The following is a 25882-nucleotide window of genomic DNA, read 5'->3' on the forward strand; positions in this document are numbered from 1 at the left end:
TGTTGTTTGAGTTTCCTCACAAAAAGTCCACCTCCCCCCTTGGGTTCTTCCACATCGCCCCAACATATTGGGTAACCCCATGCCAATCGTGGCAACTATCAAATTAAATGGAAATTATCAGGAGATCCGACCGATGAATATCCGTCCTCTACACGACCGAGTTATCGTTGAGCGCCAAGAAGTTGAATCTAAATCTGCTGGTGGCATCGTTCTAACTGGTTCTGCCGCTGAAAAATCAACTCGCGGTACTATTCTAGCTGTTGGCAAAGGCCGCATTTTAGAAAATGGTTCAGTACAACCATTGGACGTTAAAGTTGGCGATACTGTTATCTTTTCTGAAGGCTACGGCACTAAAACTGAAAAGATCGACGGCAAAGAAGTTCTGATCATGTCTGAAAACGACATCATGGCGATCGTTGAGTAATCCGCGCCACACATTGAACTGATTTAATAAAGAATTTTAAAGGAAATTAAGATGGCTGCTAAAGACGTTAAATTTGGTAACGACGCACGTATTAAAATGCTAGAAGGTGTAAACGTTCTGGCTGACGCAGTAAAAGTAACGCTAGGTCCTAAAGGCCGTAATGTTGTTCTAGACAAATCATTTGGCGCACCAACGATCACTAAAGATGGTGTTTCAGTTGCACGTGAAATCGAACTTGAAGACAAGTTCCAAAACATGGGCGCACAAATGGTTAAAGAAGTGGCTTCGCAAGCGAATGACGCGGCGGGCGACGGAACAACAACAGCGACAGTATTGGCTCAGTCTATTATCGCTGAAGGCCTAAAAGCGGTTGCTGCTGGCATGAACCCAATGGATCTTAAGCGCGGCATCGACAAAGCGGTTATCGCAGCTGTTGAAGAGCTCAAGAACCTATCTGTTCCTTGTTCAGACACGAAAGCTATCGCGCAAGTAGGTACTATCTCTGCGAACTCTGATTCGACAGTAGGTAACATCATTGCTGAAGCGATGGAAAAAGTAGGTCGTGATGGTGTAATCACGGTTGAAGAAGGTCAGGCTCTGCAAGACGAGCTAGACGTAGTTGAAGGTATGCAGTTCGACCGCGGTTACCTATCTCCTTACTTCATCAACAACCAAGAAGCAGGTTCTGTTGATCTAGATAGCCCGTTCATTCTTCTTATCGACAAGAAAGTGTCGAACATCCGTGAACTTCTTCCGACTCTAGAAGCGGTTGCTAAGGCATCTCGTCCACTTCTTATCATCGCTGAAGATGTAGAAGGCGAAGCGCTAGCAACTCTTGTTGTGAACAACATGCGTGGCATCGTTAAAGTAGCGGCTGTTAAAGCACCTGGTTTCGGCGACCGTCGTAAATCTATGCTGCAAGACATCGCTATCCTAACGGGCGGCACGGTTATCTCTGAAGAGATTGGCCTAGACCTTGAGAAAGTAACGCTAGAAGACCTAGGTCAAGCTAAGCGTATTACGATCACTAAAGAAAACTCAACCATCATCGATGGTGCGGGTAATGAAGAGATGATCAAAGGTCGTGTTTCTCAAATTCGTCAACAAATCGAAGATGCAACGTCTGACTACGATAAAGAAAAACTTCAAGAGCGCGTAGCTAAGCTAGCTGGCGGTGTTGCAGTAATCAAAGTTGGCGCTGCGACTGAAGTTGAGATGAAAGAGAAGAAAGACCGCGTAGAAGATGCACTTCACGCAACTCGCGCTGCTGTTGAAGAAGGTGTGGTTGCTGGTGGTGGTGTTGCACTTATCCGCGCAGCGTCTAAAGTTGCTGGCCTTGAAGGCGACAACGAAGAGCAAAACGTAGGTATCCGCGTTGCACTACGTGCAATGGAAGCGCCTATCCGTCAAATCACGACCAATGCTGGTGATGAAGAATCTGTTGTTGCTAACAACGTTCGCGCTGGTGAAGGTAACTACGGTTACAACGCAGCTACTGGCGAATACGGTGACATGATTGCAATGGGTATCCTAGATCCAACTAAGGTAACTCGTTCTGCACTTCAGTTCGCAGCATCGGTTGCTGGTCTTATGATCACAACAGAAGCGATGATCACTGATAAGCCACAAGATTCTGGCCCTGCAATGCCTGATATGGGTGGCATGGGCGGTATGGGTGGTATGGGCGGCATGATGTAAGTCGCCTATGTTGATTTAAGGTATTATTAAATAATGACTTAAAATCGAACATGGACACCAATGTAGACACTGAGGGATGTTAGTTTGAAGACGCTGGCATCCCTTTTTTGATGGCAATTCCATCCTTTCTCTTGTACTAGCTGTCCTGAGTGCCATTGCGTCTCTTGAATTTCATCAAACATAAAGTCCTCTGATTAATTGGCTCGTTTAGGATTCTCTAAGTTTCAATCCATGAAAATGTAGGTATGCAGCTCCTCTCGCGAATAGTTCTGAAAGTAATCGTCAAATATCATATCGCCCCTAGCTAGCTGAATCGAATTTTCCGTACTTCTTCTCATCACAACTTAAAGCCTGATACCACCGCCATTTTCTTTTGTGAATTCCGCTAAGCCCTTTAAGCGTAAGCGTCTTTTTCGCAAGATTATTCCTGCCTTGAAAGCATGTGACAAGGTGCTCAGAGAAAAAGAGTCAGGAGCAAAGGTAGACTGTCTACAGTTCACTACAAGGCTGTATTGTGTGTGAGAAGGGGACGCAATAACAGTAACCAAGCTTTGTCGGTTGGCAATAAACACAAAACATCTGTTGGAAGTAGTCGATTATTTGGAGCAAAAGGGAGTATCGCTGGTGGTACTGAACCTTGACATCAATAAACAATCACCGACAGATCAATTGATGATTGATGATTGATGCGGTTGCTAGCTTGAGCAGCAGTTGGTACTTGAAAGGCAAGCTGAAGGCATTGCTATTGCAAATTCAAAAGGCGTAAACCGATTGTTAGATCTAAGTAAGCTTGGAGCTTATAGCTAGTGGTACGAGTAAATAAGAAATAGCGAAAGTACTTGATGTTAGTCTTTCAAGTGTTTATCTATTAGTAAAAGATGGTTGTAAAAACGAAGTATATATTTAATTTACAGCATCTTAATTTAGGGTATGATTAACCTTTTTACTAACCATAATGATGTATTAAAGGTGTCTGCTTTGGACAAGAAAAATCAACAAATATTATCACTCCAGATCCTAAGAGGAGTGGCGGCTTGGCTTGTTGTTTATCATCACTATAGTCAACTGTTTTTTTCCTGGGATATGTCGAAAAGTATATTCGGAAGAAATATAGGCTATTTTCTTATGCATTATGGAAAGCTTGGGGTTGATATATTCTTTGTTATCAGTGGCTTTATTATATTTTTAAGCGCACAGCGAATGCTAAATGCAAAAAAGTTTATAATAAATAGATTGTTACGAGTGATACCCCCTTATTGGTTCTATACATTAGTAATGGTTATTCTCTCATTTTTTATACCAGATGCTATAACTTCAGGATGGACAGTGTCATCGCTGATAAAGTCCTTATTGTTCATACATCATGAAAACCCATCACCCTCTCTTGGAGCTTATCCATACTTAACAGTTGGTTGGACTTTGTTATTTGAAGTGTCATTCTATATAATATGCATGTCTAGTATGCTAATTTTCAGGAAGTATTGGTTTATACCTGTAGTTGTTTTATTGTTGTTTTCTCGTCAATTATGGCCGTTTGATGCCTATAGTTTCTTTTTTGAATCTCAATATATTCGTGAGTTTGGTTGGGGGATTATTATTGGACTTGGCTATACTAAAGGCTTATTCAAGACTAATAACCTTATATCATTGCTGTTGTTGTCTTTCTCTTGTGGTTTCTTTATCTATGGAGGTGCTCAACTCTATAAAATAACTGCTATTGTTTTATTGGTGGTTGCGCTTCTCATGTGTAACGGTAAATTATTTGAGAGTTATATTTTTTTACCGTTTAAAAAGTTAGGCGATTATTCCTATTCTACATATTTAATCCATGCAGCAATATCTATTCCAATTTGTAGCTATATTTTTAGTACTAAAGACTATTATAACAATGATTTACTATTGTTTTCTACTTATACAGTATTGACCTTGCTCCTTTCATATTTGAGTTATAGGTATATTGAAGGGAGTTTAGTTTCACAGTGTAAAAAAATAAGCCGGGTACTTAGCATCCTTAAAGAAAACAAGCGTGATATTAGAAGTTAAAACTTAGTAGCTTATGGAGCTAGGTTATACCCATGTGACAAATAGAAAATCCATCCCAGAGCATGTATTTAGGATGGGTTTTGTTTTTTGCAATTTTTCCTCTAGGTAGGTCCTATTGGGAATGTTCGCCAAATAATCTGTTCGACACATTGATCGTATGCTGCTTTTAGTTGCGGGAGTGTGAATCCTTTAGAATAATAACCGTAAGTCATGGTTTTGCCCCCTTCATGACTAACAATGTATGCCGCTTTTTACTCGTGTATACCAGTTCGCTCCATTGCGGTTGCAAATATTACTCTGAAAGAGTGAAAGCATTTTTCTGGTTCGCTTGAAATATTAGCGACTTTGATACGAGAGAACCGTCGGTTCATATCGGACGCATGTTAGGAGCTTTAATCAAGTCACTAGAATAGTTAAGCATCAGGTCTCCTGCCTTTAGTTCTTGTCATGTCGTTTCTGCTTTTATCTCTGCCTTTGCTCTTCGCATCTCGTTTACTCGCATCCCGCATCTTCCTTTGATCTGCTTTTCCATTGCTCTTTATGATTTTGCGTCTTATATTCAACAGTACAGTTATGACATTGATCTAACATGGATAGCTGTTGAATAAAGGATAATAAATGCTTGATTGAAAATGGATTAATCAAGTCAACAATAAGTCAGTGGAGACTCCCCAATGAAAAAATTACTTTCAGTACTTGCTGTGTCTGCAGCAGTAATGGCACCGGCAGCATTTGCTTCTTCGCCTGTTATGTTTTCAACGATCAACGGCTTCAATGCTCCGGATTCAGATGCGGTTGGCGGTGTACGCTTGGCTTTGCTTCACGGACAAGTGAACGACGTTAAAGGTGTCGACCTTGCGGTTGTGGGTATGTCAGAAACACAAACCACGACGGGTGTGAACCTGGGTATTTTTGGTGCGCATAAAGTAAACCAAGAAATGACCGGTGCTTCTTTGGGTATATTCAACTGGAACCCAGGAAAAACGACAGGTTTGAACTTGGGTGCAGTGAACATCACTAATGATGTGAAAGGCGCGAACGTGAGCTTCGTAAACTACTCTGAAGGCAACACTATGGTTGATGTGGGTGCTGCGAACCTTTCAGAAGTGTCGACGGTTCAGGTTGGTATCTTCAACAAAACCAACAAAATCGAAGGCGTGCAAATTGGCTTGATCAACTGTGCTGATAACGGTTTCTTCCCGTGCTTCCCGATTGTGAACTTTGCTAAGTAAATTGTAGTGAGCCTTTCAACTCCCTATTGGCGAGTTGCTTTTTTTAGTAAGGCTTAAAGCTTTCAATGTTTAAACCTATTAACGCCTAAGCCCTTGAGCTTAGGCGTCATTGCTTTCCATTCCATTCCTAACTCACATATCTCAAATGACTCAATAAGCATTCTGTTTTATATTTGCTATTGCAGTATTTTTACTTATAAGTACAATGTGCGATAAATTCTCAACGATGATTTATATGCTTTGATTAATCCCCATACCGTCGATTTTAAAAAGGCTTTTTTAAGTCTAACCGCCAGTTTTTTAGTAGTTTTGAGCTTGTTGCTCGTTGATTCAGCGGAAGAATCAGATAAACAGTATGGAATCGAAAACCAAGGCGTGACACGCTCTTTAGCGGAGCTCACACAGATCATTAATGCACTTGAGTACAACATCACTGCGCTCTACCCACTGCATGGTGACACCTACGTATTCTCGCATGAGAAAAAGATCGAAGATGAAACGTGCTATTTCACCAGTGAAGAGCAGCATGCCCCTCGCTTTGACTTTATGTTCTCTGGCCCTCGCGAGATGTGCGACCCGAAATCGGACCTTTATACCGAGGCGGGGAAGCGCCTGTTTATCGCGCCGACCATGGCTTATTTTGCCAATACCATAGAGACCATCTCTGCGATTTACTTTATTTCAAAAGAGAAGTTTATTATCTCTTCTCCCTCCGATATTGCCCAATATATGAAAGGCGATACGTTCGACTCTGTCGTAAATAGCCGACCATATTGGATTAATACGATTCGCTTTGGCTTAGCTCAGGGGCAAGATCAGGTAGTGTATACCGGTCAATACGATGATTACTTAACAGGTAAGAAAGTGGTGACCTTAACCAAAGGGATCTACGTTAATGGCGAGTTTAAAGGGGTATTGGGTGTCGATGGCTATGTCTCTAACCTCGTATCGAACCCTACCCATGGTTATAAAGTCACCAGTACTCGAGGCGCAAACAAGTACGGGTTTATGGACTTTACTTATTCCAAGCCTCTGTATGTTGATGACATTAACACCCAGCTATACCTGAGCATTGAAGAAGATAAGATCGAGCACTTTCTGCATGTATTGGCGATGGAGAAGATTCAGCTTTCGATACTGTTGGTTTTGTATTTGCTCTCGGTTTTATGGCTATGGCGTTTTTATACAAGACAAGAACACCAGCGTTTGAATGACCTAGCAATGCGCGATCCATTAACGGGCTTACTGAATCGACGTGGCTTTGAAGCTCGATTACTGGCTCAGGATGAACAGCCGATTATTGGTGTTGGTGTGTTTGATATCGATGATTTCAAAGTGGTTAATGATCAGCATGGCCATAAAGTGGGGGACGAGGTGATTTGCCATGTTGCTCAGTTGATGCTGAACAGCGTTAGACAACAAGATATCGTGGCACGGTTTGGTGGTGAAGAGTTTGTTGTCGCGATCACGGGTGAATCTTCGGAGTTGCTTTCGTCGATCTTTGAACGAATTCAAAACGACATTAGCCTGCAAAGTTATCGATGCCCAACAGGTGACAAGGTGAATATCTCAGTGTCTGGTGGCGCGACGCTCTACTCTCTGTATAAGTTCGACAGTGTCGGGCACTTGTGGGAAAACCAGAGTATTCGTTCGTCGGATGAGCAGCTCTATAAGGCCAAGGCTGCAGGTAAGAACCAGGTGTGTATTCAGGTGTATTAATTAGTTGGATACACAAAGGCCTAGTCGTGTGACTAGGCCTTTTTAATGTCTGTTTCAGGTTGAGGTTACTTCTTCACGCGGCCTTTTCTCATCCACTTCTGATGCACACCACGACGCAGGCTCTGGAAGCTATTTTCCACCTTGTCGACGCCAAGCAGGATAACCAGCGCCATTAGCGTGATGATGACAGACTGAGAGAGATGGCCTAAGGCAATCATCATCCCTAATGCAGCGAGTACCCAGATAATCGCAGCTGAAGTCACACCATGAATCTTGCCATCCAATGTCATCATGACCCCTGCACCAAGGAATCCAACCCCCGTAATGATCTGACCGAGCACACGAGCTTGATCGAGCGTGTTGGGGGATAGGCTAATCGCCATGGTGAGGAAGAAATAGGTACCACTGATGATCAGAATCGACGTTCGGATTCCGACGGGTTTACCGCGTGTTTGCCTTTCGATTCCTATCAACGATCCACACAGCATACATGCCGCAAGACCTGCCCAGCTAAAGGGGGCAAGGTTGAGAGTTTGTTCTATAAATTGTGACATATCACCCCTCCTAAAAATTTAGAATAGAGCCGAGTATGCTAATAATAGACCGGACGATCGAACAAAAAATTTTTGTCTTAACGACTGATAGAGGTGACTTAAAAGCTAGCAGCCGTTTGTTGTTAATTCAAAGCTAGGCGCAGAAGAAGAGGTTGCTTCGTTGTAAAGTAAGAAGCAGTCTTCCGAAGATTTCTTCTTACTTTTGGTCATGAAACGAATCCATGGTATTTCTTTAGAAGTATTATGGAAATACCATTCAGCAGGATCATTCGCATTAAATATGGAATCTGCGAAAGTACTTTCAATCAACAGACTCCAAGCATTTGCTGAGTCTGCCGCTGGGTATCCATATGCAAGTTCTATGTTGTCACCTTCGATTGTAATTTTAGCAGCGCTTAACTTTTCTAAACCTTGCTGAATTGCAATCGGGTAAACCATGTCAGCAGCACTTTGCATACCGCCTCTCAAACCTTGAAGGGCTGAAATACGAGCATCACTCTGTAGATTGAGAAATTTCGACGCCGCAGTCACTGAAATAATGCCTAAAATAACAATTACGATGACCAACTCGATCATAGTAAAACCTCTGTGTGAGGATGGCTTGTTTTTCGGATACGTCTTCATTTCGGCAACTTCTTTATTCAATATGTAGATCGAGTGGCGTCTTGCTGCTGCGTCCGCCAATTTCACGAGTTAACTTAGGTACGAGGTAGCCAGAAACCTCAGAGATTAATCCCTTAAAGTGACGCTTGGCTTCTTCATCTGAAATATAGAAATGAGCGGCGCCCTGAACTTTATCAAGTACATGCATATAGTAAGGTAAAACACCGGCGTCGAATAGCTTTTCGCTTAATTCTTTCAATGAGTTAGCGCTGTTGTTTACACCTTTTAGCATCACGCCTTGATTGAGCAGAGTGGCCCCAGTTTGCTTTAGCTTATGAAAGGCTTGCTTGAGCTCTAAGTTAATCTCGTTGGCATGATTAATATGGCTGACCATCACCACATTGAGGCGAGTGTTAGCTAACAGTTGGCACAGTTCATCCGTCACTCGAGCTGGGATCACAACCGGTAATCGGCTATGAATTCGAACGGTTTTTACATGCGGAATCTGTTCGATGGCATTGATCAGCCATTCGAGTTCGCTGTCTTTGGCCATCAACGGGTCGCCACCGGATAAGATCACTTCGTTTATCTCGGGATGTTGGGTTACATAGTCGAGACTGGTTTGCCAAACAGACTTCGAGCCCTTGTTATCTTGATAAGGGAAGTGACGACGGAAGCAGTAACGGCAGTTAATCGCGCAACCTCCTTTTACAATCATCAGTGCACGATTTTTGTATTTGTGCAGCAACCCCGGGATCGCGTTTTCTTGCTCTTCCAATGGATCCGCGGAATAGCCTTGATGAACCTCGAACTCTTCGTTTAGCGGTAAAACCTGTCGTAGTAATGGATCGTGTGGGTTGCCTTTTTCCATTCGTTCGACAAAGCTAAGGGGTACCCGAAGTGCAAATAATTCACGAGCAGCGAAGCCTGCTTGCCACGGTGTTGGGTCTATTTCCAATGCCTCAAGCAGTTTTGTCGGGTCAGAGATCGCATTCGATAGTTGTTTGAGCCAGTTTTGCTCAACAGATTCGACTTTTCGGGTTATGATATGCGGCATTGAAATTAACTCAAAGATGTGGAAGAGAAAATCATGGCGTCAGTAAGCACCAATGAATTCAAAGGCGGTTTAAAATTCATGTTAGATAATGAGCCTTGCGCAATTATCGACAATGAATACGTTAAGCCAGGTAAAGGCCAAGCGTTTAACCGTGTAAAACTTCGTAAACTGCTGTCAGGCAAAGTGTTAGAGAAAACATTCAAGTCAGGCGAAAGCTTCGAGCTTGCAGATGTTGTTGACGTTGAACTAGGCTACCTATACAACGATGGCGAATTCTACCACTTCATGAACAACGAAACATTTGAGCAAATCGCAGCAGACGTAAAAGCAGTCGCTGATTCAGCAAAATGGTTAGTTGAAAATGACGTTTGTACTCTAACGTTGTGGAATGATAACCCTATCACTGTTACTCCGCCAAACTTTGTTGAGATCCCAGTAACTGAAACTGATCCTGGCCTGAAAGGCGATACACAGGGTACGGGTGGTAAACCTGCAACTCTAGCAACAGGCGCGGTTGTTCGTGTACCTCTATTCATCGCTATCGGTGAAGTTGTTAAAGTTGATACTCGTACTGGCGAATACGTTGGTCGTGTAAAATAATTTGATTGTGTCCATCTTGTTTAGGATGGCTCAGTGAAATAGAAAAGGTCGCTTATGAGCGGCCTTTTTTGTATCTGGCGGTCAGGAAAAACAGAAGAGCAGATGCGAGTAATCGAGATGCGGGATGCGAAGAGCTTGAAGAGCAGATACGAGTAAGCGGGATGCGGGATACGAAGAGCTTGAAGAGCAGATGCGAGTAAACGGGATGTGAGATACGAAGAGCTTGAAGAGCAGATGCGAGTAAACGAGATGCGGGATACGAAGAGCGGGAAGGGCAGGTTTGAGTAAACGAGATGTGAGATACGAAAAGCGGGAAGAGCAGATTAAAGTAAGCGGGATGAGAGATACGAAAAGCAGGAAGATCAGAGCCGAGTCAGAGATATAAGATATTCAACAAACAACAAAAAAGCAGAGCTGGATAACCTAGCTCTGCTTTCGCTTTTCTGCTCTTAAGCTCTTCGAATCTCGATTACTCGAATCCCGTATCTGCTTTTAGCTCTTCGAATCTCGATTACTCGAATCCCGCATCTGCTCTTAAGCTCTTCGATACTCGTTTACTCGAATCCCGAATCTGCTCTTAACTGTTAGATCATGAAGATGAAGATAACAGACAGTGCACTGATTAGGCCTGCAACGAAGTAGCAGCCCACTTTACCTGCAACGCCGACGTGGAACTTAAGGTCGTGCATGCCGTGGTGAAGACGGTGCATTGCGTGCCACATTGGCAGAGCTAGCGTACCGATGATGAATAACGCACCGATAATGCTGGTGGCAAACTCAGACACACGCTCGTAGCTCATTGCATCCGCATCGATAATGCCCATTGGCACTAAGATACCCAGCACTAAAATCGTGATTGGTGTGATCATCGCGAACCAAGTACCGCCAGCGCCGAATAGGCCCCACCAGATTGGCTCATCAGAGCGTTTCGGATCGTGGTTAACAGGTTTCATTTTGTAATTTGTGTTCATAACGAAGCTCCTTACACCACCATAAGAACGATTAAAGAAATAAATGCCACCGCTGCCCACTGGGTCAGTACGATGATTCTTTTATCTACCAATTTGCCTCTAAGGCGGATTGGCATTACTTGAGGCATCATGCTGAAGAAGGTCTGAGCGTGCAGTAAGCTGCCTAGCAGTGCCACGATGTTGATACCAACAACGACAGGGTTAGCCATAAAGCTCAACCAACCTTCCCACGCTTCAGGCCCTTTCACTAGCGAACCCAAACCGAAGGTTAGGAACAGAGTGAATAGAATCAAAGGCAGTACAGTCGCTTCACGTAGCATGTAGAAACGGTAGAACGGATGGTTGCTCCACCACGTTCTCTTCATTTCACGAACATAAGGTTTACGATTGCTCATATTACGCTTCCTCCGTCGCTTTAACCGGTTCGCCATCAGGTTTAAACATCGAGATAACGAAGTCCATTGAAGACTCAACTTTACCTTGGTTTACTGCAGCCGCTGGGTCTACTTTCTTCGGACATACGTCAGAACAGTAACCTACAAACGTACAGCCCCAAGCGCCATTGTCGCCATTGATAAGCTTCATACGTTCTGCTTTACCATTGTCACGGCTATCTAGGTTGTAGCGGTGAGCAAGAGCAAGTGCCGCAGGGCCGATGAACTCAGGGTTTAGACCAAACTGAGGACACGCTGCGTAACACAAACCACAGTTGATGCAGCCAGCGAACTGTTTGTACTTCGCCATTTGCTCTGGAGTTTGGATGTTAGTGCCATCTTCTGGCTTGCGGTCGTTACCAATGATGTAAGGCTTGATTGCTTCAAGGCGCTCGATGAACGGCGTCATGTCGACAATCAAATCTTTCTCGATTGGGAAGTTAGCCAAAGGCTCAATCTTGAAGCCATTCGGGTAGTCACGTAAGAAGCTTTTACATGCCAGTTTTGGCACGCCATCAACCATGATGCCGCAAGAACCACAAATCGCCATACGACAAGACCAACGGTAAGACAGGTCTTTATCTAGGTTATCTTTGATGTAACCGATCGCATCAAGTACTGACATGGTTTCATCAAACGGAACTTCAAAGGTTTGAAAGTGAGGTTCTGCATCGTGCTCAGGGTCATAACGCAGGATTTCAATTTTTTGGATTCGATTCGCTGACATTATGCTTGCTCCTCTTCGCTCTTCTTCGCATTCTCTTCTGCTGCTTTTTCAGCGGCAGCGGCTTTCTCGGCTGCTTCACCGTACAGACGAGCTTTAGGTTGAGATTTAGTAATCTTAACGCCGCTGTAGTCGATGGTTGGTGCTGCATCTTCGTTGTAAAAAGATAGAGAGTGTTTCAGGAAGTTCACGTCATCACGTTCTGTGCAGTTGTCGTCTAGACGTTGGTGTGCACCGCGAGATTCTTTACGAAGGATCGCTGAGTGAACCATTGCTTCAGCAACTTCAAGACCGTAGCCCACTTCGATAGCGTAAAGTAGGTCAGTGTTGAACACTTTGCCTTTGTCTTTAATGCTGATCTTCTTGTAGCGCGCTTTCAGTTCAGTGATTTTGTCGATGGTTTCTTGCATCAAGTCTTCTTGACGGTAGATACCACAACCCGCTTCCATGGTGTGACCCATTTCAGTACGGATGTCAGCCCAGTTCTCATCGCCTTCTTGAGCCAAGATGCCCGCGATACGATCTTCAACCGCTTTGATTTGCTTAGCGATAGCTTCTTCGTTCCAGCCTTTGAATTCAGCGGCACGTTTCACGGCTTGTTCACCGGCTACGCGGCCAAATACGACGAACTCAGCCAGAGAGTTAGACCCTAGGCGGTTTGCACCGTGTAGGCCAACTGAAGCACATTCACCAACGGCGAATAGGCCTTTAATGCGAGTTTCACACGTACCGTTAGTTTCAATACCACCCATGGTGTAGTGAACGGTAGGGCGAATTGGGATTGGCTCTTTTGCTGGGTCTACGTTTACGTACGCTTTTGCAAGCTCACAGATGAACGGAAGACGCTCTTGCAGGTACTCTTCACCAAGGTGGCGAAGGTCAAGGTGTACGACATCACCAAGTGGGTGCTTGATGGTGTTGCCTTTCTGCTGCTCGTGCCAGAATGCTTGAGAAACTTTGTCACGAGGACCCAGTTCCATGTATTTGTTTTTCGGCTCGCCCACTGGAGTTTCAGGGCCCATGCCGTAATCTTGTAGGTAACGGTAGCCGTTCTTGTTGACGATGATACCGCCTTCACCACGACAACCTTCGGTCATCAAGATGCCAGTGCCCGGTAGGCCTGTTGGGTGGTATTGAACGAACTCCATATCACGCAGTGGTACACCGTGGCGATAAGCCATTGCCATGCCGTCGCCAGTTACGATGCCGCCGTTAGTATTACAGTGGTAAACACGACCTGCGCCACCAGTTGCTAATACAACAGATTTCGCTTTAATCGTAACAAGCTCACCTTCAGACATATGAATCGCGATTAGGCCTTGTACTTCGCCATCTTCAACGATCAAATCCACCACAAAGTACTCATCAAATCGTTTGATTGTGTCGTACTTCATCGAAGTCTGGAACAGAGTATGAAGCATGTGGAAGCCGGTTTTATCCGCTGCGAACCACGTTCTCTCTACTTTCATACCGCCGAATCGGCGTACGTTTACTTCACCGTTTTCTTTACGACTCCATGGGCAGCCCCATTGTTCCATTTGGATCATTTCGCGAGTCGAGTTTTCAACAAAGTATTCAACAACATCCTGTTCACATAGCCAGTCGCCACCGCCAACAGTATCGTTGAAGTGGTTATCTAGGCTATCTTCGTCTTTAATTACTGCTGCTGAACCGCCTTCTGCTGCTACCGTGTGCGAACGCATTGGGTAAACTTTAGAAATCAGTGCTACTTCCAATTCAGGATTAGCTTCAGCCGCAGCGATAGCTGTACGAAGACCAGCGCCGCCTGCGCCGATGACTGCGATATCTGTGGTAATTGTCTTCACAGTTATTCTCCAGTGTGATGCGGAGTATTCCGCTTGTTATTATAAAAAGCTTATTTAGGAGGTTCTAAATCGTAGGAACCATTTAGCACCCCTAAGCCTTAAGTGGTAGGTTCAGTGTAAGAGAGGAAGGCATTTCAAAAATTGATGCATTTGGGTTTTTAGGTCGGTAATGCATATGGAGGCATAGAAATTATAGGTTATGTGACTGCAATCACGGCAATGAATTGTTGATAACGATTAACCCACAGGGCGGGTGTTAACGGCTTGTTGAGTATGATTTTCGTTATCAATGTTGATGTGAAAGCTGTATTGATAATTGTATTGTAGAACGTAATTTTCTGGCTTCATTAAAACAACATTTTGCTTTCATCAATAGACAGATAGAAGCTTACAAAAGAGACGAAAGGTGGTAATTTTCGTCGCCTAGAATTCAGTGATATGGAACTTAATAATGCACTCTACATGGCAACCCGCCGCAACCATTAAGCAATTAAAGCAACGTGCTGATATCCTTAATCAAATTCGCCAGTTCTTCATAGAAAGAAACGTGATGGAAGTGGATACGCCGGCAATGAGTCACGCCACGGTGACGGATGTGCATTTGCATACGTTCAAAACTGAATTCGTAGGGCCGGGTTATGCGCACGGCCAGCCACTGTTCTTTATGACGAGCCCAGAGTTTCATATGAAACGACTGTTAGCGGCGGGCAGTGGCTGTATCTACCAAATTTGTAAGTCTTTCCGTAACGAAGAAAATGGCCGTTATCACAACCCTGAGTTCACTATGTTGGAGTGGTATCGCGTTGGCTTTGATCATCATGACTTGATGGATGAAATGGATTTGCTGTTACAGCAGGTGCTTAAATCAGGCTCAGCACAGCGAATGACTTACCAACAAGCCTTTATTGATGTGTTGGGTGTGTGTCCACTGGAAGATTCGATGGATACGCTAAAGCAAGCAGCAGCGAAACTTGGGCTCAGCGACATTGCAGATCCAGAACAAGACCGCGACACGTTATTGCAGCTGCTGTTTAGTATTGGGGTTGAAGCTAAGATAGGGCAGCAAGTGCCTGCGTTTGTTTATGACTTCCCAGCATCACAAGCAGCGTTAGCTAAGATTAACCCGAATGATCCACGAGTGGCGGATCGCTTTGAGGTGTACTTCAAAGGGATTGAATTGGCAAACGGCTTCCATGAACTCGATAAACCACAAGAACAACTTCAGCGCTTTGAAGATGATAATGCCAAACGTATTGAGATGGGCTTATCGCCTCAACCGATTGACCATCACTTGATTGAGGCATTAAAAGCGGGCTTACCAGACTGTGCCGGTGTTGCTCTAGGTATCGATCGTCTGATCATGCTGGCGCTCGGCTACGACCACATCGATGATGTGACGGCTTTTCCTTTCCCACGCTCTTAGCTTTTTGCTTTTGTTTTTACTGAGAGTTAGTAGTCCTTAGCTATTAACGGTTAACCATTAACTCTCAGCTTTCAATCCGCTTCACTAGCTAACCAGAATGCCGGTGCTCTATCTGACCAAAATACCGGTGCCTACTAGCTAACCAGAATCCCAGTACCCACTACGGCAACAATGGCACCTATCCAAGCGTAGGCATTTGGTCTCTGCTTGGTGTAAAGCCAGAGTATTGGTAACAACATGATGGGCGTGGTTGAAGATAACAGTGCGACCATACCGACATTGCCTTCTTGCAACGCGTACAAGATCAGCGTCATTCCCACCGCCATTGCCAAAAAGCCGTTAACCGCGGTAATCGCGAATATCTGCTTATTCATTGGGTTAAGTGCGCGTGAAAGTTTGGCGCCCGTTAAACGAAAAAGTGAGTGAGCAACAAAGGCGGTGATCATTCGAATGGCAGAGGCGGCTATTGGGTCAATGCTAGTTTGCATCACGGGTTTGGCAATAATGCCGCCCAATGCTTGGCAGATCGCGGCGGTGATTCCCAACGCAACACCAATCCACACCGTGCCCTTAATGGTTTCGAGTTGGTTGTTCGCTTGGCCACGACGACCAAAGAATATCGCAGTTAATACACCACTAAACACCAACGCCGAGCCAATAAGCTCCACCGAAGTCATGCTTTCGCTAAACAGGAAGTAACCAAGAATCGCCGAGAACACGGCGTGACAAGAGAACAGCAAACCCGCTTGGCGCGGTCCCATTCGGTTCAAACAAGCAAATAGGGCGGTATCACCAATGAAGATGCCAATCAGGCCTGACAGCATCATCGGCGTGACTAAGTCAGCTTCCACACTTGACCAACCACCAGTAAACCAAGCCATGCTTGATAAGATGATCGCGGTACAACCCATTCGCCAGCGGCTATAGGCGAAAGAACCTAAGTGTTGAGCAGGCTTTACTGACATTAGGCTCGCAATCGCCCAAAGAAAAGCGGCAGCTAGAGCTAACCATTCGAATCCCATCTGAATAACATCCTTGTGTCTGGGATAAATTAGCTCATCAATATGCATCAAACCGAACTGAGAACAAAGTGATTCTTATGAAAGAACGACTTTGTTTCAGTTATTAGTATATGTCAGCTGTCGCTTGCTGGCGTGGTTCAACTTACTTTGCTTGAGGCGCGCTATATCTCAAAGCGCTATACCTCAAAGCGCTATACCTTAAAGCGCTCTACATCTTGGCGCATCGACTCAGCAGCGCTGCTCATTTCATTTGAGCTATTGCGACTGCTTTCCGCTTGTTGTGCCAAATCGTCGGAGGCGTCTTTGATTCCTTGCGTATTACGACTGATGTCTTCGCTGACCGCGCGTTGCTCTTCTGCAGCACTGGCTATTTGCAGCGCCATGTCGTTGATTTCAGTGATCGCTTGCGTGATTTTAGTCAGGCTGCCATGGGCTTGTTCTGCGAAGCCAACACTGTTCTCTGCCAGTTGAGTGCTGGTGGTCATGCTTTCAACGGCATGTTCGGTATTCTTCTGCAGCGTATCAATCATCACGCGGATTTCTTCGGTCGAGCCATGCGTTCTTTGGCTGAGCACGCGCACTTCATCGGCCACAACCGCAAATCCACGACCTTGTTCACCTGCACGAGCAGCTTCAATCGCCGCATTCAATGCCAACAGGTTAGTCTGTTCGGCAATGCCTTGAATGGTGGAGAGGATCTGGTTGATGCTTTGAGCATTGCTCTCTAATTCACGAATCACATTGGCGGCGTCTTCAACTTGAGTCGCCAAGCCAGTAATCGCATCGCGGTTTTGTTGGATGACCTCTTGGCCTTCGTTACAAGCGGTAGCGGATGCTTGAGAAGCGGATGCCGTTAATTCGGCATGGCTAGCCACTTCGGCTGCGGTGGCGGACATCTCATGAATCGCGGTCGCAATTTGGTTGATATCGTTTTGTTGATTCTCAACGCTAATCGAAGATTGGGTCGCCAGTTGATTGGCTTTCTCTGCATGGTTGTTTAAATCGTGGCTGTGCTCTATTACGCCCTTCAACATGCTTTGCATCTGGCTTAAGAACTGGTTCACGAGCTCGGCAAGTTTGCCAATCTCATCCATACGTGTGATATCAATGCGCTGAGTGAGGTCACCTCTGCCTTGAGCGAGCTGAGTTAAGGCTTCAGACAAGGTTTGTAATGGAGAAAGTAGGCGGTTGATCACCATTGTGCTCGCAATTGAAATGATGATGTACAACACCAAAGAGGTCAGCGTGATGAATTGAATGGCATCGGATACTGCAGAAAACGCCATTTCTTTATCGATAACAATACCTAACGACCAATCGGTGTTCGGGACATTGGCAATATAGACCAGCTTATCGCCTTGACCCGGCCAAGTGAGAGTGGTGATCATTTGGTCTTGGAGCAGTTGTGACACCTTGTTGGTTGTGAGTTCTGGATTCAAACTGGTCAGTGGTTTTTGACTCAGTTCTTCATCACTGTAGGCCACAATGTTGTTATTGCCGTCGACTAAAAACGCAAAGCCATCGTTATCCAGTTTTACATTGAGAACCGTATCGATAATGCTGGTTACGGTTAGATCGGCCGCGAGAACACCTTGTCTATCGCCATTGAATGCTTTCGCAAAGCTGATGACAATGCTGCCGTCAAAGTCCTGATAAGGTTCGGTAATGATGAGGTCTGATGTTGCGTTTGCATCTTTATACCAAGGGCGAGTGCGCGGGTCGTAGCCTGTTGGCCAATCTTCACCTTTGTCGCCATAGGCGATCGTGCCATCGCTGAATCCTGCATAAACAGACAAGAATTGTCCGGCTTGCTTGGTGATTAATAACTCGCGATCAGAGTTGCTACTACTTGAAATAGTCGATTCATTGGCAAGCATCATATCACTGCGGATTGAGAGCCAATCGGCAATGTAATTGGTGGTGCCAACACTGACATTTTTCATTTCTTGGTTAATCGCGACCTCGGTTTCTTGAGTGAGCTGATTAACTGATATCCAGGCTTGAGCGCCACTCACGACGGCGATAATGACCGCAATCGCGATCTGAATTTTAAACTTAATAGTATGTCTCAAGGTCTATTCCTCTCTATTAGACAAAAACCTAATTACAGTGACGTACTTGATGGTGAATTGGTGTGTCTCTGATGCGTGTATAGTGCCGTTGTCTTGATGTTGGTAAATGTGTTTAAAATCAAAAATTTAAAATGACTTATCGTTATTTTTAATAAACCGTGAAGTAGAATCACAATTATCTATCGATTAAAAACTGATAAACCCTCCAGATAGCGAAATCATGATTGCTATCTGGAGGGTTGTAGTGAAAAGCTAACGTGCTAGGTGATAATAAGCTAACGTGCTAGGTGATAATAAACAGTGCGAGGTAGACCATCAGCAAGCCGACAATCCCTAAGATAATCCCCATCTTCGCCATGTCTTTACTTTCGATAAGCCCGGTCGAGTAGGCCAACGAGTTTGGTGGTGTCGATACGGGTAAAATCATACCTAGCGATGCAGAGAAAGCGACCACAACCAGTAGTCCTTGCAGGCCTCCGATCGCAACCAAGCTTTCCATTGATGCACCAATCGCAGCGGCGATCGGCATCAGTAAGTTGGCCGTTGCGGTGTTTGACATGAAGTTCGCCATTAACCAGCATACGATGGATAACGTTAGCACTACCGCTGTTGGTGAGAGCGACTCATAATCAATCGCGTGTGCGAGTGCCACGGCTAAGCCTGTTTTATCGAGTCCTATACCAATCGCAATACCACCGGCTACTAGCCACAACACATCCCAGTTAATCAGCTTGAGCTCTTCTTTGCCCATGATGCCGGTGAGAGTGAACACCGCCAATGGAATGATAGACACCACATAAGTGTTCATGCCGTGCAGTTTGGTGGTCATCCACAATAAGATTGTCGCAGCGAAGGTGATGTAAACCACAATCGCTCGCCAACTTTTTCTAAATTGACCATCAAGCTTGAGCACCATATTTCTTTCTTTAGAAGGGAAGAGTTTTTGTAGGAGAAACCAAGCGATGGTCAGTTGGATGATCACAAAGGGTAAGCCCATCATCATCCAGCTAAGGAAGTCGATACTGTTCTCACCCGTCAGGTATTGCAGTGCGATGGCATTGGGTGGTGTACCGATTGGTGTCGCGATACCACCGGTGTTAGCAGCAATTGGAATACACAACACCAACGCCTTGATGCCCATGTCGCCTTTTGGTGCTGACGCCACGATTGGACCTAGCAGTGCGAGCATCATTACCGTCGTTGCGGTATTTGACATGAACATTGAGAACACGGCGGTGATCAGCATTAAGCCGAGCATAATGAAGCGTGGTTCTGTACCAAATGGTTTGAGTAATACTCGCGCTAAGTTGTTGTCGAGTTCGTATTTGGATGCGGATATCGCAAGAGCGAAACCACCCATGAAGAGGATGATGATTGGTGACGAAAATGCACCGAATATGTCGGTATATTTGATTAACTCACCGAGATCGTGTCCCGCTGGTGGATTTCTAAATAGGTGTAAGCCTTTGTCAGAAATCATCACCAGTTCAAGTGCTATGATCAAAATGGAAGTGGCGAATACCGGAACAGGTTCAAGCACCCACAGTAGAGCAGCCAACAAGAATATTGCCAACAAGCGGTGTTGAATCAGCGTGAGATCATCGATTGGTATTGAATCTATCGGCATGAATAACACGCCCAAGGGAATCGCAAAACAAATCAACAGCTTGGCCAGAACGCCAACATTGAGTTTAGGCATGTACAAAGACCCTATGAATAAAATATCTTCAAATAGAGTAAGTTATCTGGTTTTTTGGTACTTGGAGACGGGTTGTAAAATCGGAAAGTTGTTTAAGGTTTCGACAGTTGTTTTGTTTTTGGTCAATCTTTTTTCTTGGTAATTCGACGTACTGCTCGTTGAGAATAAGGTTATCGGTAGTTAGATTTGTTGAAATCTTTAAGGGAAATGTCTCGAACTAGATAAGAAAAAGGCGCGTTATTCTCTAAAAATAGAAAACTAACGCGCCCTTAAAGCTTACTAAGTTAACTCAGAGAGTTAGACTTGGTCTGTGTTCTCTGTTGAATCAACAGCTTCAGTCTCAACGTCTTTGCCCGCAATATGCGCGAAAGGGGTGCCTAGAACGGTTTTCTCACCATTTTGCATCGTTTCGTCAAACTTGATTGCGTCTTTAGCGAACAGGTTGATAACCGTTGAACCAAGCTTAAAGCGACCCATCTCTTCGCCTTTCTTCAAGACGACAGCTGTATCACCTTGTGCAGGGTAATCCCATTTGTAAACTGAGTTACCACGAGGTGGAGTAATGGTGCCAGCCCATACTTGCTCGATGCTGCCAACGATAGTTGCGCCAACCAGCACTTGTGCCATTGGGCCAAACTCAGTATCAAAGATACAAACCACACGCTCGTTACGTGCGAATAGGTTTGGAACGTTCTCTGCCGTTAACGGGTTAACTGAGAAAAGGTCACCCGGAACGTAGATCATCTGACGCAGTGTGCCGTCACATGGCATGTGCACGCGATGGTAATCACTTGGCGACAAGTAAAGCGTTGCGAATTCGCCGTCTTTAAATTCATCCGCTAGAGCAGCATCACCACCCAATAGCTCACGAGCTGAGTAGTTATGGTTTTTAGCTTGAATCAGTTGACCGTCAGTAATTGGGCCAAATTGGCTTACACGTGCATCTGCAGGGTGAACAATAACAGACTCACCTTCAGCGATAGGACGCATGCCTTCTTTCAATTCACGCACGAAGAATTCATTGAATGTTTTAAAGTGTTTTGGATCGCTATGCAGAGCTTCATCCATGTTCACTTTGTATTGCTTGATGAACCAGTTGATGATCGCTGTCGTTAAGCCGCCCGCTTTAGCAGACGCAAGTTTGCCGACTAGGCGAGTTAATCCATGTTGTGGGATCCAGTACTGCAATCCAACTTTAATCTTATCCATTGTATTAATTTTCCAATGCTAATTGTTTTTCAATTAAATCTGTCGATGACGGTTTAGGGCGCGAGATGTTACTTAAATTCGCGCCAATTGTCAGTAAATGCACACATTTGTTCACAAAAACGCGATTAGAGATCGGCTTTCTTGCTGCGTGAGTACTGACGGTTATCTTTGTTGTCAGCCATTGTTTCAATAATGCGATGGTAGCTAGCAAAACGTAAGCGGCTAATTTTACCGTCTTCAACGGCTTCACGTAGAAGGCATCCAGGATCGTCATTGTGTTTACAGTCACGGAATTTACAACCACCTAGGTATGGTTTGAATTCAATGAAAGCATCAGTGACTTCATCGGGTTCTAAATGCCATAGGCCGAATTCACGTACCCCTGGAGAATCGATAAGATCACCACCAGAAGGGAAGTGATACAAACGCGCTGCAGTCGTAGTGTGTTGACCCAGTCCTGAGTTTTCAGAAACCGCGCCTTCTTCAATGTCTAATGTTGGCATGAGTGCATTCACTACGCTGGATTTACCTACGCCAGATTGACCAACGAAAATGTTGATACGATCTTTCAGTTCGGCTTCCAACTCTTTGATGCCGTAACCCGACTCTTTACTGACGAACATGACTTTATAGCCGATTTTCTCGTATATTTTCAGCGTTTCGCGGTATTCGCTAATTTGTTGTTCTGTCAGCAAGTCGACTTTATTGAGCACAACTAAAGGGGCAATATTCACCGTTTCAGAGGCGATCAAGTAACGGTCGATGATATTAAGTGATAGCTCTGGCAGTACAGCTGAAACGATAACCATTTGGTCAACGTTAGCAGCAACCGGTTTTAGGCCGTCGTAGTAATCAGGGCGAGTTAGCATTGATGTTCTTGGCTCAACGGCTTCTACAACACCAGAGATGCCGGCCATTGATTCAAGCCCTGCGCGCCAAATGACTTTGTCTCCAGAAACTAACGTTTCAATACTGCGGCGTAAGTTACAACGGTGAACTTCGTTGGTTTCAAGATCTTCGATATCGGCATGTTGGCCAAAGCGCGTAATTACGAGTCCGCTTTTTGTTCCGCCAAGCATGTTCTCATCCCACTGGATAGAATCTTCTTTCTTGAGTCGCTTGTTCTGGTTGCTACGTACACGACGCACTTGACCTTTGGTTAACTTCTTTTTTTTAGCCACAATTTTTCACTTAACACATCTAACTTGATGATTGAGGACTCAAACGGAATGTTGTTGGTACCATTGATTTCGATGGCCCTAAAGCTAGTTTGAGTATAGTTATTTGGGTATAGTACCTCTTTTATACATAAACAAATAGGCGACGCCTTATGTCCTTTAGCGATCAGAACCTGATTTGGGTTGATCTAGAGATGACGGGACTTGATCCTGAAACTCATAAAATCATTGAAATTGCTACTATCGTTACTGATAGTGAGCTTAACATCCTGGCTGAAGGACCTGTTTTGGCTATTCACCAACCTCAGAGTGAATTGGACAAGATGGACGAGTGGTGTACAACCACCCACACCGGCAGCGGCCTAGTGAAACGAATTCAAGAAAGCACGGTTTCAGAGCAAGAGGCTATTCAACAAACGATTGAGTTTCTTGAGAAGTGGGTACCAAAAGGCAAATCACCGATTTGTGGTAACAGCATTGGCCAAGATCGCCGTTTCTTATACAAACACATGCCAGAGTTGGAAGAGTACTTCCATTACCGTTATGTCGATGTAAGTACCCTGAAAGAGCTGACTCGTCGCTGGAAACCCGAAGTACTCGATGGTTTTTCAAAGTCGGGAAGTCACCTTGCGTTGGATGATATTCGTGAGTCGATCGCTGAACTGCAGTACTACCGAAAAACGATTATTAACATCTAATCAGATCAAATGATCACGTTTATCTAACTTTTCAGGGACATAAGAGCTGATTTTTTTGCAAATCTGCGTGCTTTTACAGCAGTTGAGTAAAAACTTTCGTAATTTTGCATTAAGGACTTGCATCACAAAAAAATGCTCTTATAATTCGCAGCCCTGAACGACGAAAGACGTTTCAGATTGCGATACTAGCTCAGTTGGTAGAGCGCAACCTTGCCAAGGTTGAGGTCATCGGTTCGAACCCGATGTATCGCTCCAATTTCTTTCTTAGGATTGATGTTGGGAAATAGACTCATTGACTTAAACAATGCATCCGGACGCGGGATGGAGCAGTTTGGTAGCTCGTCGGGCTCATAACCCGAAGGTCGTCGGTTCAAATCCGGCTCCCGCAACCACATTACAGTTAAGCGCCATTTATTGCCAAGGCAGTAAGAGCAGCGATTAGCTAATGCGATACTAGCTCAGTTGGTAGAGCGCAACCTTGCCAAGGTTGAGGTCATCGGTTCGAACCCGATGTATCGCTCCAATTTCTTTCTTAGGATTGATGTTGGGAATATAGAGTCATTAACTTAAATAATGCATCCGGACGCGGGATGGAGCAGTTTGGTAGCTCGTCGGGCTCATAACCCGAAGGTCGTCGGTTCAAATCCGGCTCCCGCAACCACATTACAGTTAGACGTTGATAGCTTCTTTGCAGTAAAAACTTAGTTTTGAGCAGAAAAGATGAACGGTTAGCTTATGCGATACTAGCTCAGTTGGTAGAGCGCAACCTTGCCAAGGTTGAGGTCATCGGTTCGAACCCGATGTATCGCTCCAATTTCTTTCTTAGGATTGATGTTGGGAATATAGAGTCATTAACTTAAATAATGCATCCGGACGCGGGATGGAGCAGTTTGGTAGCTCGTCGGGCTCATAACCCGAAGGTCGTCGGTTCAAATCCGGCTCCCGCAACCACATTACAGCTAAACGTTGATAGCTTCTTTGCAGTAAGAACTTAGCTTCTAGCAGACAAGTTTAACGGTTAACTAAGCGATACTAGCTCAGCTGGTAGAGCGCAACCTTGCCAAGGTTGAGGTCATCGGTTCGAACCCGATGTATCGCTCCAATTTCTTTCTTAGGATTGATGTTGGGAATATAGAGTCATTAACTTAAATAATGCATCCGGACGCGGGATGGAGCAGTTTGGTAGCTCGTCGGGCTCATAACCCGAAGGTCGTCGGTTCAAATCCGGCTCCCGCAACCACATTACAGCTAAACGTTGATCACTTCTTTGCAGTAAGAACTTAGTTTCTAGCAGACAAGTTTAACGGTTAACTAAGCGATACTAGCTCAGCTGGTAGAGCGCAACCTTGCCAAGGTTGAGGTCATCGGTTCGAACCCGATGTATCGCTCCAATTTCTTTCTTAGGATTGATGTTGGGAATATAGAGTCATTAACTTAAATAATGCATCCGGACGCGGGATGGAGCAGTTTGGTAGCTCGTCGGGCTCATAACCCGAAGGTCGTCGGTTCAAATCCGGCTCCCGCAACCACATTACAGTTGAACGTTGGCTTGATGCTTCTTAGCAGACAAGATGAACGGTTAGCTTATGCGATACTAGCTCAGTTGGTAGAGCGCAACCTTGCCAAGGTTGAGGCCATCGGTTCGAACCCGATGTATCGCTCCAAATTCAGTTCTTAGAAGTCATCTCCTAGAGAAAGTACTCAGAATGAAAATGGTTTAGTCTCATTGTCTTAAACGGTAATGATGCGAAAAGAGAAACATCCGGACGCGGGATGGAGCAGTTTGGTAGCTCGTCGGGCTCATAACCCGAAGGTCGTCGGTTCAAATCCGGCTCCCGCAACCACATTACAGCTAAACGTTGATAGCTTCTTTGCAGTAAGAACTTAGTTTCTAGCAGACAAGTTTAACGGTTAACTAAGCGATACTAGCTCAGCTGGTAGAGCGCAACCTTGCCAAGGTTGAGGTCATCGGTTCGAACCCGATGTATCGCTCCAATTTCTTTCTTAGGATTGATGTTGGGAATATAGAGTCATTAACTCAAATAATGCATCCGGACGCGGGATGGAGCAGTTTGGTAGCTCGTCGGGCTCATAACCCGAAGGTCGTCGGTTCAAATCCGGCTCCCGCAACCACATTACAGTTACACGTTGTACACTGCCTTTCAGTAAGCGCTTAGCTTCTTAGCAGACAGTATTAACGGTTAACTAATGCGATACTAGCTCAGTTGGTAGAGCGCAACCTTGCCAAGGTTGAGGTCATCGGTTCGAACCCGATGTATCGCTCCAAATTCTATCTCACGCTTTATGCTGAAGATGAAAATGGTTTAGTTTCATTGTACTTAACGTTAATGAAGCGAAAAGAGAAACATCCGGACGCGGGATGGAGCAGTTTGGTAGCTCGTCGGGCTCATAACCCGAAGGTCGTCGGTTCAAATCCGGCTCCCGCAACCACATTACAGTTACACGTTGTACACTGCCTTTCAGTAAGCGCTTAGCTTCTTAGCAGACAGTATTAACGATTAACTAATGCGATACTAGCTCAGTTGGTAGAGCGCAACCTTGCCAAGGTTGAGGTCATCGGTTCGAACCCGATGTATCGCTCCAGCTTTCTTCTAAAAAGCTATTAAGATTCTTTAAGCCACCGTGTTTTTCTTTAGATCACAGAGTTTAAAGGCGACCTTAAAGGTCACGCTCTT

General features: G+C 44.9%; 21 protein-coding genes and 17 tRNA genes. 26 read left to right on the forward strand and 12 right to left on the reverse strand.

Features of this window, described 5'->3' with window-relative positions; genetic code table 11:
- The first annotated feature begins 133 nt into the window (after nucleotides 1-133).
- The 6 genes from AACU28_RS10290 to AACU28_RS10315 all read left to right on the forward strand — a co-directional run bounded on the left by AACU28_RS10290 (nucleotide 134) and on the right by AACU28_RS10315 (nucleotide 7116).
- Nucleotides 134-424 carry a co-chaperone GroES gene (locus tag AACU28_RS10290; RefSeq protein ID WP_004733324.1) on the forward strand — a complete coding sequence of 97 codons (291 nt, stop codon included), beginning with the start codon at nucleotides 134-136 and terminating at the stop codon, nucleotides 422-424.
- 51 nt (nucleotides 425-475) lie between these two features.
- A complete protein-coding gene (groL, locus tag AACU28_RS10295; protein ID WP_017079119.1) occupies nucleotides 476-2122 on the forward strand; it encodes a chaperonin GroEL in 1647 nt (548 codons plus the stop codon).
- A gap of 582 nt (nucleotides 2123-2704) precedes the next feature.
- On the forward strand, nucleotides 2705-2809 hold the full coding sequence (locus AACU28_RS10300) for a recombinase family protein (RefSeq protein WP_241909124.1): 105 nt from the start codon (nucleotides 2705-2707) through the stop codon (nucleotides 2807-2809).
- A gap of 291 nt (nucleotides 2810-3100) precedes the next feature.
- The gene (locus tag AACU28_RS10305; RefSeq protein ID WP_183091188.1) at nucleotides 3101-4165 is read left to right on the forward strand and encodes an acyltransferase family protein; all 1065 of its coding nucleotides are present in this window, start codon (nucleotides 3101-3103) and stop codon (nucleotides 4163-4165) included.
- Between the two features lie 674 nt (nucleotides 4166-4839).
- Nucleotides 4840-5397, forward strand: a complete 558-nt coding sequence (locus AACU28_RS10310) for a VC2662 family protein (protein WP_004733330.1) — start codon at nucleotides 4840-4842, stop codon at nucleotides 5395-5397.
- 240 nt (nucleotides 5398-5637) lie between these two features.
- Nucleotides 5638-7116 (forward strand): sensor domain-containing diguanylate cyclase, encoded by a 1479-nt coding sequence (locus AACU28_RS10315; RefSeq protein ID WP_019350854.1) that lies wholly within the window; start codon nucleotides 5638-5640, stop codon nucleotides 7114-7116.
- Nucleotides 7117-7181: 65 nt separating this feature from the next.
- Here the strand turns inward: AACU28_RS10315 and AACU28_RS10320 are convergent, their stop codons facing one another.
- The 3 genes from AACU28_RS10320 to epmB all read right to left on the reverse strand — a co-directional run bounded on the left by AACU28_RS10320 (nucleotide 7182) and on the right by epmB (nucleotide 9330).
- Nucleotides 7182-7670 carry an MgtC/SapB family protein gene (locus tag AACU28_RS10320; protein WP_004733333.1) on the reverse strand — a complete coding sequence of 163 codons (489 nt, stop codon included), beginning with the start codon at nucleotides 7668-7670 and terminating at the stop codon, nucleotides 7182-7184.
- Nucleotides 7671-7775: 105 nt separating this feature from the next.
- The gene (locus AACU28_RS10325; RefSeq protein ID WP_102572174.1) at nucleotides 7776-8294 is read right to left on the reverse strand and encodes a prepilin-type N-terminal cleavage/methylation domain-containing protein; all 519 of its coding nucleotides are present in this window, start codon (nucleotides 8292-8294) and stop codon (nucleotides 7776-7778) included.
- A gap of 13 nt (nucleotides 8295-8307) precedes the next feature.
- Nucleotides 8308-9330 carry an EF-P beta-lysylation protein EpmB gene (gene epmB / locus AACU28_RS10330; RefSeq protein WP_121602921.1) on the reverse strand — a complete coding sequence of 341 codons (1023 nt, stop codon included), beginning with the start codon at nucleotides 9328-9330 and terminating at the stop codon, nucleotides 8308-8310.
- 33 nt (nucleotides 9331-9363) lie between these two features.
- Between epmB and efp the strand changes: the two genes are divergently transcribed.
- On the forward strand, nucleotides 9364-9930 hold the full coding sequence (gene efp / locus AACU28_RS10335) for an elongation factor P (RefSeq protein ID WP_004733338.1): 567 nt from the start codon (nucleotides 9364-9366) through the stop codon (nucleotides 9928-9930).
- A 584-nt stretch (nucleotides 9931-10514) separates the two neighbouring features.
- Here the strand turns inward: efp and frdD are convergent.
- The 4 genes from frdD to frdA are packed head-to-tail and all read right to left on the reverse strand — an operon-like array spanning nucleotide 10515 to nucleotide 13885.
- Nucleotides 10515-10901 (reverse strand): fumarate reductase subunit FrdD, encoded by a 387-nt coding sequence (gene frdD, locus AACU28_RS10340; protein WP_054547900.1) that lies wholly within the window; start codon nucleotides 10899-10901, stop codon nucleotides 10515-10517.
- Between the two features lie 11 nt (nucleotides 10902-10912).
- Nucleotides 10913-11296, reverse strand: a complete 384-nt coding sequence (gene frdC / locus AACU28_RS10345) for a fumarate reductase subunit FrdC (protein ID WP_121602922.1) — start codon at nucleotides 11294-11296, stop codon at nucleotides 10913-10915.
- A 1-nt stretch (nucleotide 11297) separates the two neighbouring features.
- On the reverse strand, nucleotides 11298-12062 hold the full coding sequence (locus AACU28_RS10350) for a succinate dehydrogenase/fumarate reductase iron-sulfur subunit (RefSeq protein WP_004733343.1): 765 nt from the start codon (nucleotides 12060-12062) through the stop codon (nucleotides 11298-11300).
- Nucleotides 12062-13885: a fumarate reductase (quinol) flavoprotein subunit gene (frdA, locus tag AACU28_RS10355; protein WP_017096120.1), complete on the reverse strand. Its 1824-nt coding sequence runs from the start codon at nucleotides 13883-13885 to the stop codon at nucleotides 12062-12064. The genes AACU28_RS10350 and frdA overlap by 1 nt, the downstream gene beginning before the upstream one ends.
- A 451-nt stretch (nucleotides 13886-14336) precedes the next feature.
- Between frdA and epmA the strand changes: the two genes are divergently transcribed.
- A complete protein-coding gene (gene epmA / locus AACU28_RS10360; RefSeq protein ID WP_121602923.1) occupies nucleotides 14337-15308 on the forward strand; it encodes an elongation factor P--(R)-beta-lysine ligase in 972 nt (323 codons plus the stop codon).
- Between the two features lie 134 nt (nucleotides 15309-15442).
- Here epmA and AACU28_RS10365 read toward each other — a convergent pair whose 3' ends face one another.
- From AACU28_RS10365 to rsgA, 5 genes are all read right to left on the reverse strand, one after another.
- Nucleotides 15443-16330: a DMT family transporter gene (locus tag AACU28_RS10365; protein WP_016799445.1), complete on the reverse strand. Its 888-nt coding sequence runs from the start codon at nucleotides 16328-16330 to the stop codon at nucleotides 15443-15445.
- Nucleotides 16331-16521: 191 nt separating this feature from the next.
- Nucleotides 16522-18402 (reverse strand): methyl-accepting chemotaxis protein, encoded by a 1881-nt coding sequence (locus AACU28_RS10370; RefSeq protein ID WP_121602924.1) that lies wholly within the window; start codon nucleotides 18400-18402, stop codon nucleotides 16522-16524.
- Nucleotides 18403-18685: 283 nt separating this feature from the next.
- Nucleotides 18686-20101: an SLC13 family permease gene (locus tag AACU28_RS10375; RefSeq protein WP_102454322.1), complete on the reverse strand. Its 1416-nt coding sequence runs from the start codon at nucleotides 20099-20101 to the stop codon at nucleotides 18686-18688.
- Nucleotides 20102-20398: 297 nt separating this feature from the next.
- Nucleotides 20399-21310 (reverse strand): archaetidylserine decarboxylase, encoded by a 912-nt coding sequence (gene asd / locus AACU28_RS10380; RefSeq protein WP_121602925.1) that lies wholly within the window; start codon nucleotides 21308-21310, stop codon nucleotides 20399-20401.
- 125 nt (nucleotides 21311-21435) lie between these two features.
- A complete protein-coding gene (gene rsgA / locus AACU28_RS10385; protein ID WP_004733350.1) occupies nucleotides 21436-22491 on the reverse strand; it encodes a small ribosomal subunit biogenesis GTPase RsgA in 1056 nt (351 codons plus the stop codon).
- Nucleotides 22492-22640: 149 nt separating this feature from the next.
- On the opposite strand from rsgA, the gene orn reads away from it, so the two are divergent.
- From orn to AACU28_RS10475, 18 genes are all read left to right on the forward strand, one after another.
- Nucleotides 22641-23186, forward strand: a complete 546-nt coding sequence (gene orn, locus AACU28_RS10390) for an oligoribonuclease (protein WP_004733351.1) — start codon at nucleotides 22641-22643, stop codon at nucleotides 23184-23186.
- 179 nt (nucleotides 23187-23365) lie between these two features.
- Nucleotides 23366-23441: transfer RNA gene (locus tag AACU28_RS10395), tRNA-Gly, on the forward strand.
- Nucleotides 23442-23501: 60 nt separating this feature from the next.
- Nucleotides 23502-23578, forward strand: a tRNA-Met gene (locus AACU28_RS10400).
- 55 nt (nucleotides 23579-23633) lie between these two features.
- Nucleotides 23634-23709: transfer RNA gene (locus AACU28_RS10405), tRNA-Gly, on the forward strand.
- A 61-nt stretch (nucleotides 23710-23770) separates the two neighbouring features.
- Nucleotides 23771-23847, forward strand: a tRNA-Met gene (locus AACU28_RS10410).
- A 76-nt stretch (nucleotides 23848-23923) separates the two neighbouring features.
- A tRNA-Gly gene (locus AACU28_RS10415) sits at nucleotides 23924-23999 on the forward strand.
- 61 nt (nucleotides 24000-24060) lie between these two features.
- A tRNA-Met gene (locus AACU28_RS10420) sits at nucleotides 24061-24137 on the forward strand.
- A gap of 75 nt (nucleotides 24138-24212) precedes the next feature.
- Nucleotides 24213-24288: transfer RNA gene (locus AACU28_RS10425), tRNA-Gly, on the forward strand.
- A 61-nt stretch (nucleotides 24289-24349) separates the two neighbouring features.
- Nucleotides 24350-24426 (forward strand) — tRNA-Met (locus tag AACU28_RS10430).
- Nucleotides 24427-24501: 75 nt separating this feature from the next.
- Nucleotides 24502-24577, forward strand: a tRNA-Gly gene (locus AACU28_RS10435).
- Between the two features lie 61 nt (nucleotides 24578-24638).
- Nucleotides 24639-24715: transfer RNA gene (locus tag AACU28_RS10440), tRNA-Met, on the forward strand.
- Between the two features lie 59 nt (nucleotides 24716-24774).
- A tRNA-Gly gene (locus tag AACU28_RS10445) sits at nucleotides 24775-24850 on the forward strand.
- Between the two features lie 103 nt (nucleotides 24851-24953).
- A tRNA-Met gene (locus AACU28_RS10450) sits at nucleotides 24954-25030 on the forward strand.
- Nucleotides 25031-25105: 75 nt separating this feature from the next.
- Nucleotides 25106-25181 (forward strand) — tRNA-Gly (locus AACU28_RS10455).
- Nucleotides 25182-25242: 61 nt separating this feature from the next.
- Nucleotides 25243-25319: transfer RNA gene (locus AACU28_RS10460), tRNA-Met, on the forward strand.
- 77 nt (nucleotides 25320-25396) lie between these two features.
- Nucleotides 25397-25472, forward strand: a tRNA-Gly gene (locus AACU28_RS10465).
- Between the two features lie 88 nt (nucleotides 25473-25560).
- Nucleotides 25561-25637: transfer RNA gene (locus AACU28_RS10470), tRNA-Met, on the forward strand.
- Nucleotides 25638-25714: 77 nt separating this feature from the next.
- A tRNA-Gly gene (locus AACU28_RS10475) sits at nucleotides 25715-25790 on the forward strand.
- The last annotated feature ends 92 nt before the right edge of the window (nucleotides 25791-25882 follow it).

It is taken from the genome of Vibrio sp. SBT000027 (genome assembly GCF_963894355.1).
Classification (GTDB): Bacteria; Pseudomonadota; Gammaproteobacteria; order Enterobacterales; family Vibrionaceae; genus Vibrio; species Vibrio splendidus.

What these genes read in the sequence shown, in the direction of transcription:
- AACU28_RS10290 (WP_004733324.1), top strand. Translation starts at nt 134, where the DNA reads ATGAATATCCGTCCTCTACACGACCGAGTTATCGTTGAGCGCCAAGAA.
- groL (WP_017079119.1), top strand. Translation starts at nt 476, where the DNA reads ATGGCTGCTAAAGACGTTAAATTTGGTAACGACGCACGTATTAAAATG.
- AACU28_RS10310 (WP_004733330.1), top strand. Translation starts at nt 4,840, where the DNA reads ATGAAAAAATTACTTTCAGTACTTGCTGTGTCTGCAGCAGTAATGGCA.
- AACU28_RS10320 (WP_004733333.1), bottom strand. Translation starts at nt 7,670, where the DNA reads ATGTCACAATTTATAGAACAAACTCTCAACCTTGCCCCCTTTAGCTGG.
- AACU28_RS10325 (WP_102572174.1), bottom strand. Translation starts at nt 8,294, where the DNA reads ATGAAGACGTATCCGAAAAACAAGCCATCCTCACACAGAGGTTTTACT.
- epmB (WP_121602921.1), bottom strand. Translation starts at nt 9,330, where the DNA reads ATGCCGCATATCATAACCCGAAAAGTCGAATCTGTTGAGCAAAACTGG.
- efp (WP_004733338.1), top strand. Translation starts at nt 9,364, where the DNA reads ATGGCGTCAGTAAGCACCAATGAATTCAAAGGCGGTTTAAAATTCATG.
- frdD (WP_054547900.1), bottom strand. Translation starts at nt 10,901, where the DNA reads ATGAACACAAATTACAAAATGAAACCTGTTAACCACGATCCGAAACGC.
- frdC (WP_121602922.1), bottom strand. Translation starts at nt 11,296, where the DNA reads ATGAGCAATCGTAAACCTTATGTTCGTGAAATGAAGAGAACGTGGTGG.
- AACU28_RS10350 (WP_004733343.1), bottom strand. Translation starts at nt 12,062, where the DNA reads ATGTCAGCGAATCGAATCCAAAAAATTGAAATCCTGCGTTATGACCCT.
- epmA (WP_121602923.1), top strand. Translation starts at nt 14,337, where the DNA reads ATGCACTCTACATGGCAACCCGCCGCAACCATTAAGCAATTAAAGCAA.
- AACU28_RS10365 (WP_016799445.1), bottom strand. Translation starts at nt 16,330, where the DNA reads ATGGGATTCGAATGGTTAGCTCTAGCTGCCGCTTTTCTTTGGGCGATT.
- AACU28_RS10375 (WP_102454322.1), bottom strand. Translation starts at nt 20,101, where the DNA reads ATGCCTAAACTCAATGTTGGCGTTCTGGCCAAGCTGTTGATTTGTTTT.
- asd (WP_121602925.1), bottom strand. Translation starts at nt 21,310, where the DNA reads ATGGATAAGATTAAAGTTGGATTGCAGTACTGGATCCCACAACATGGA.
- orn (WP_004733351.1), top strand. Translation starts at nt 22,641, where the DNA reads ATGTCCTTTAGCGATCAGAACCTGATTTGGGTTGATCTAGAGATGACG.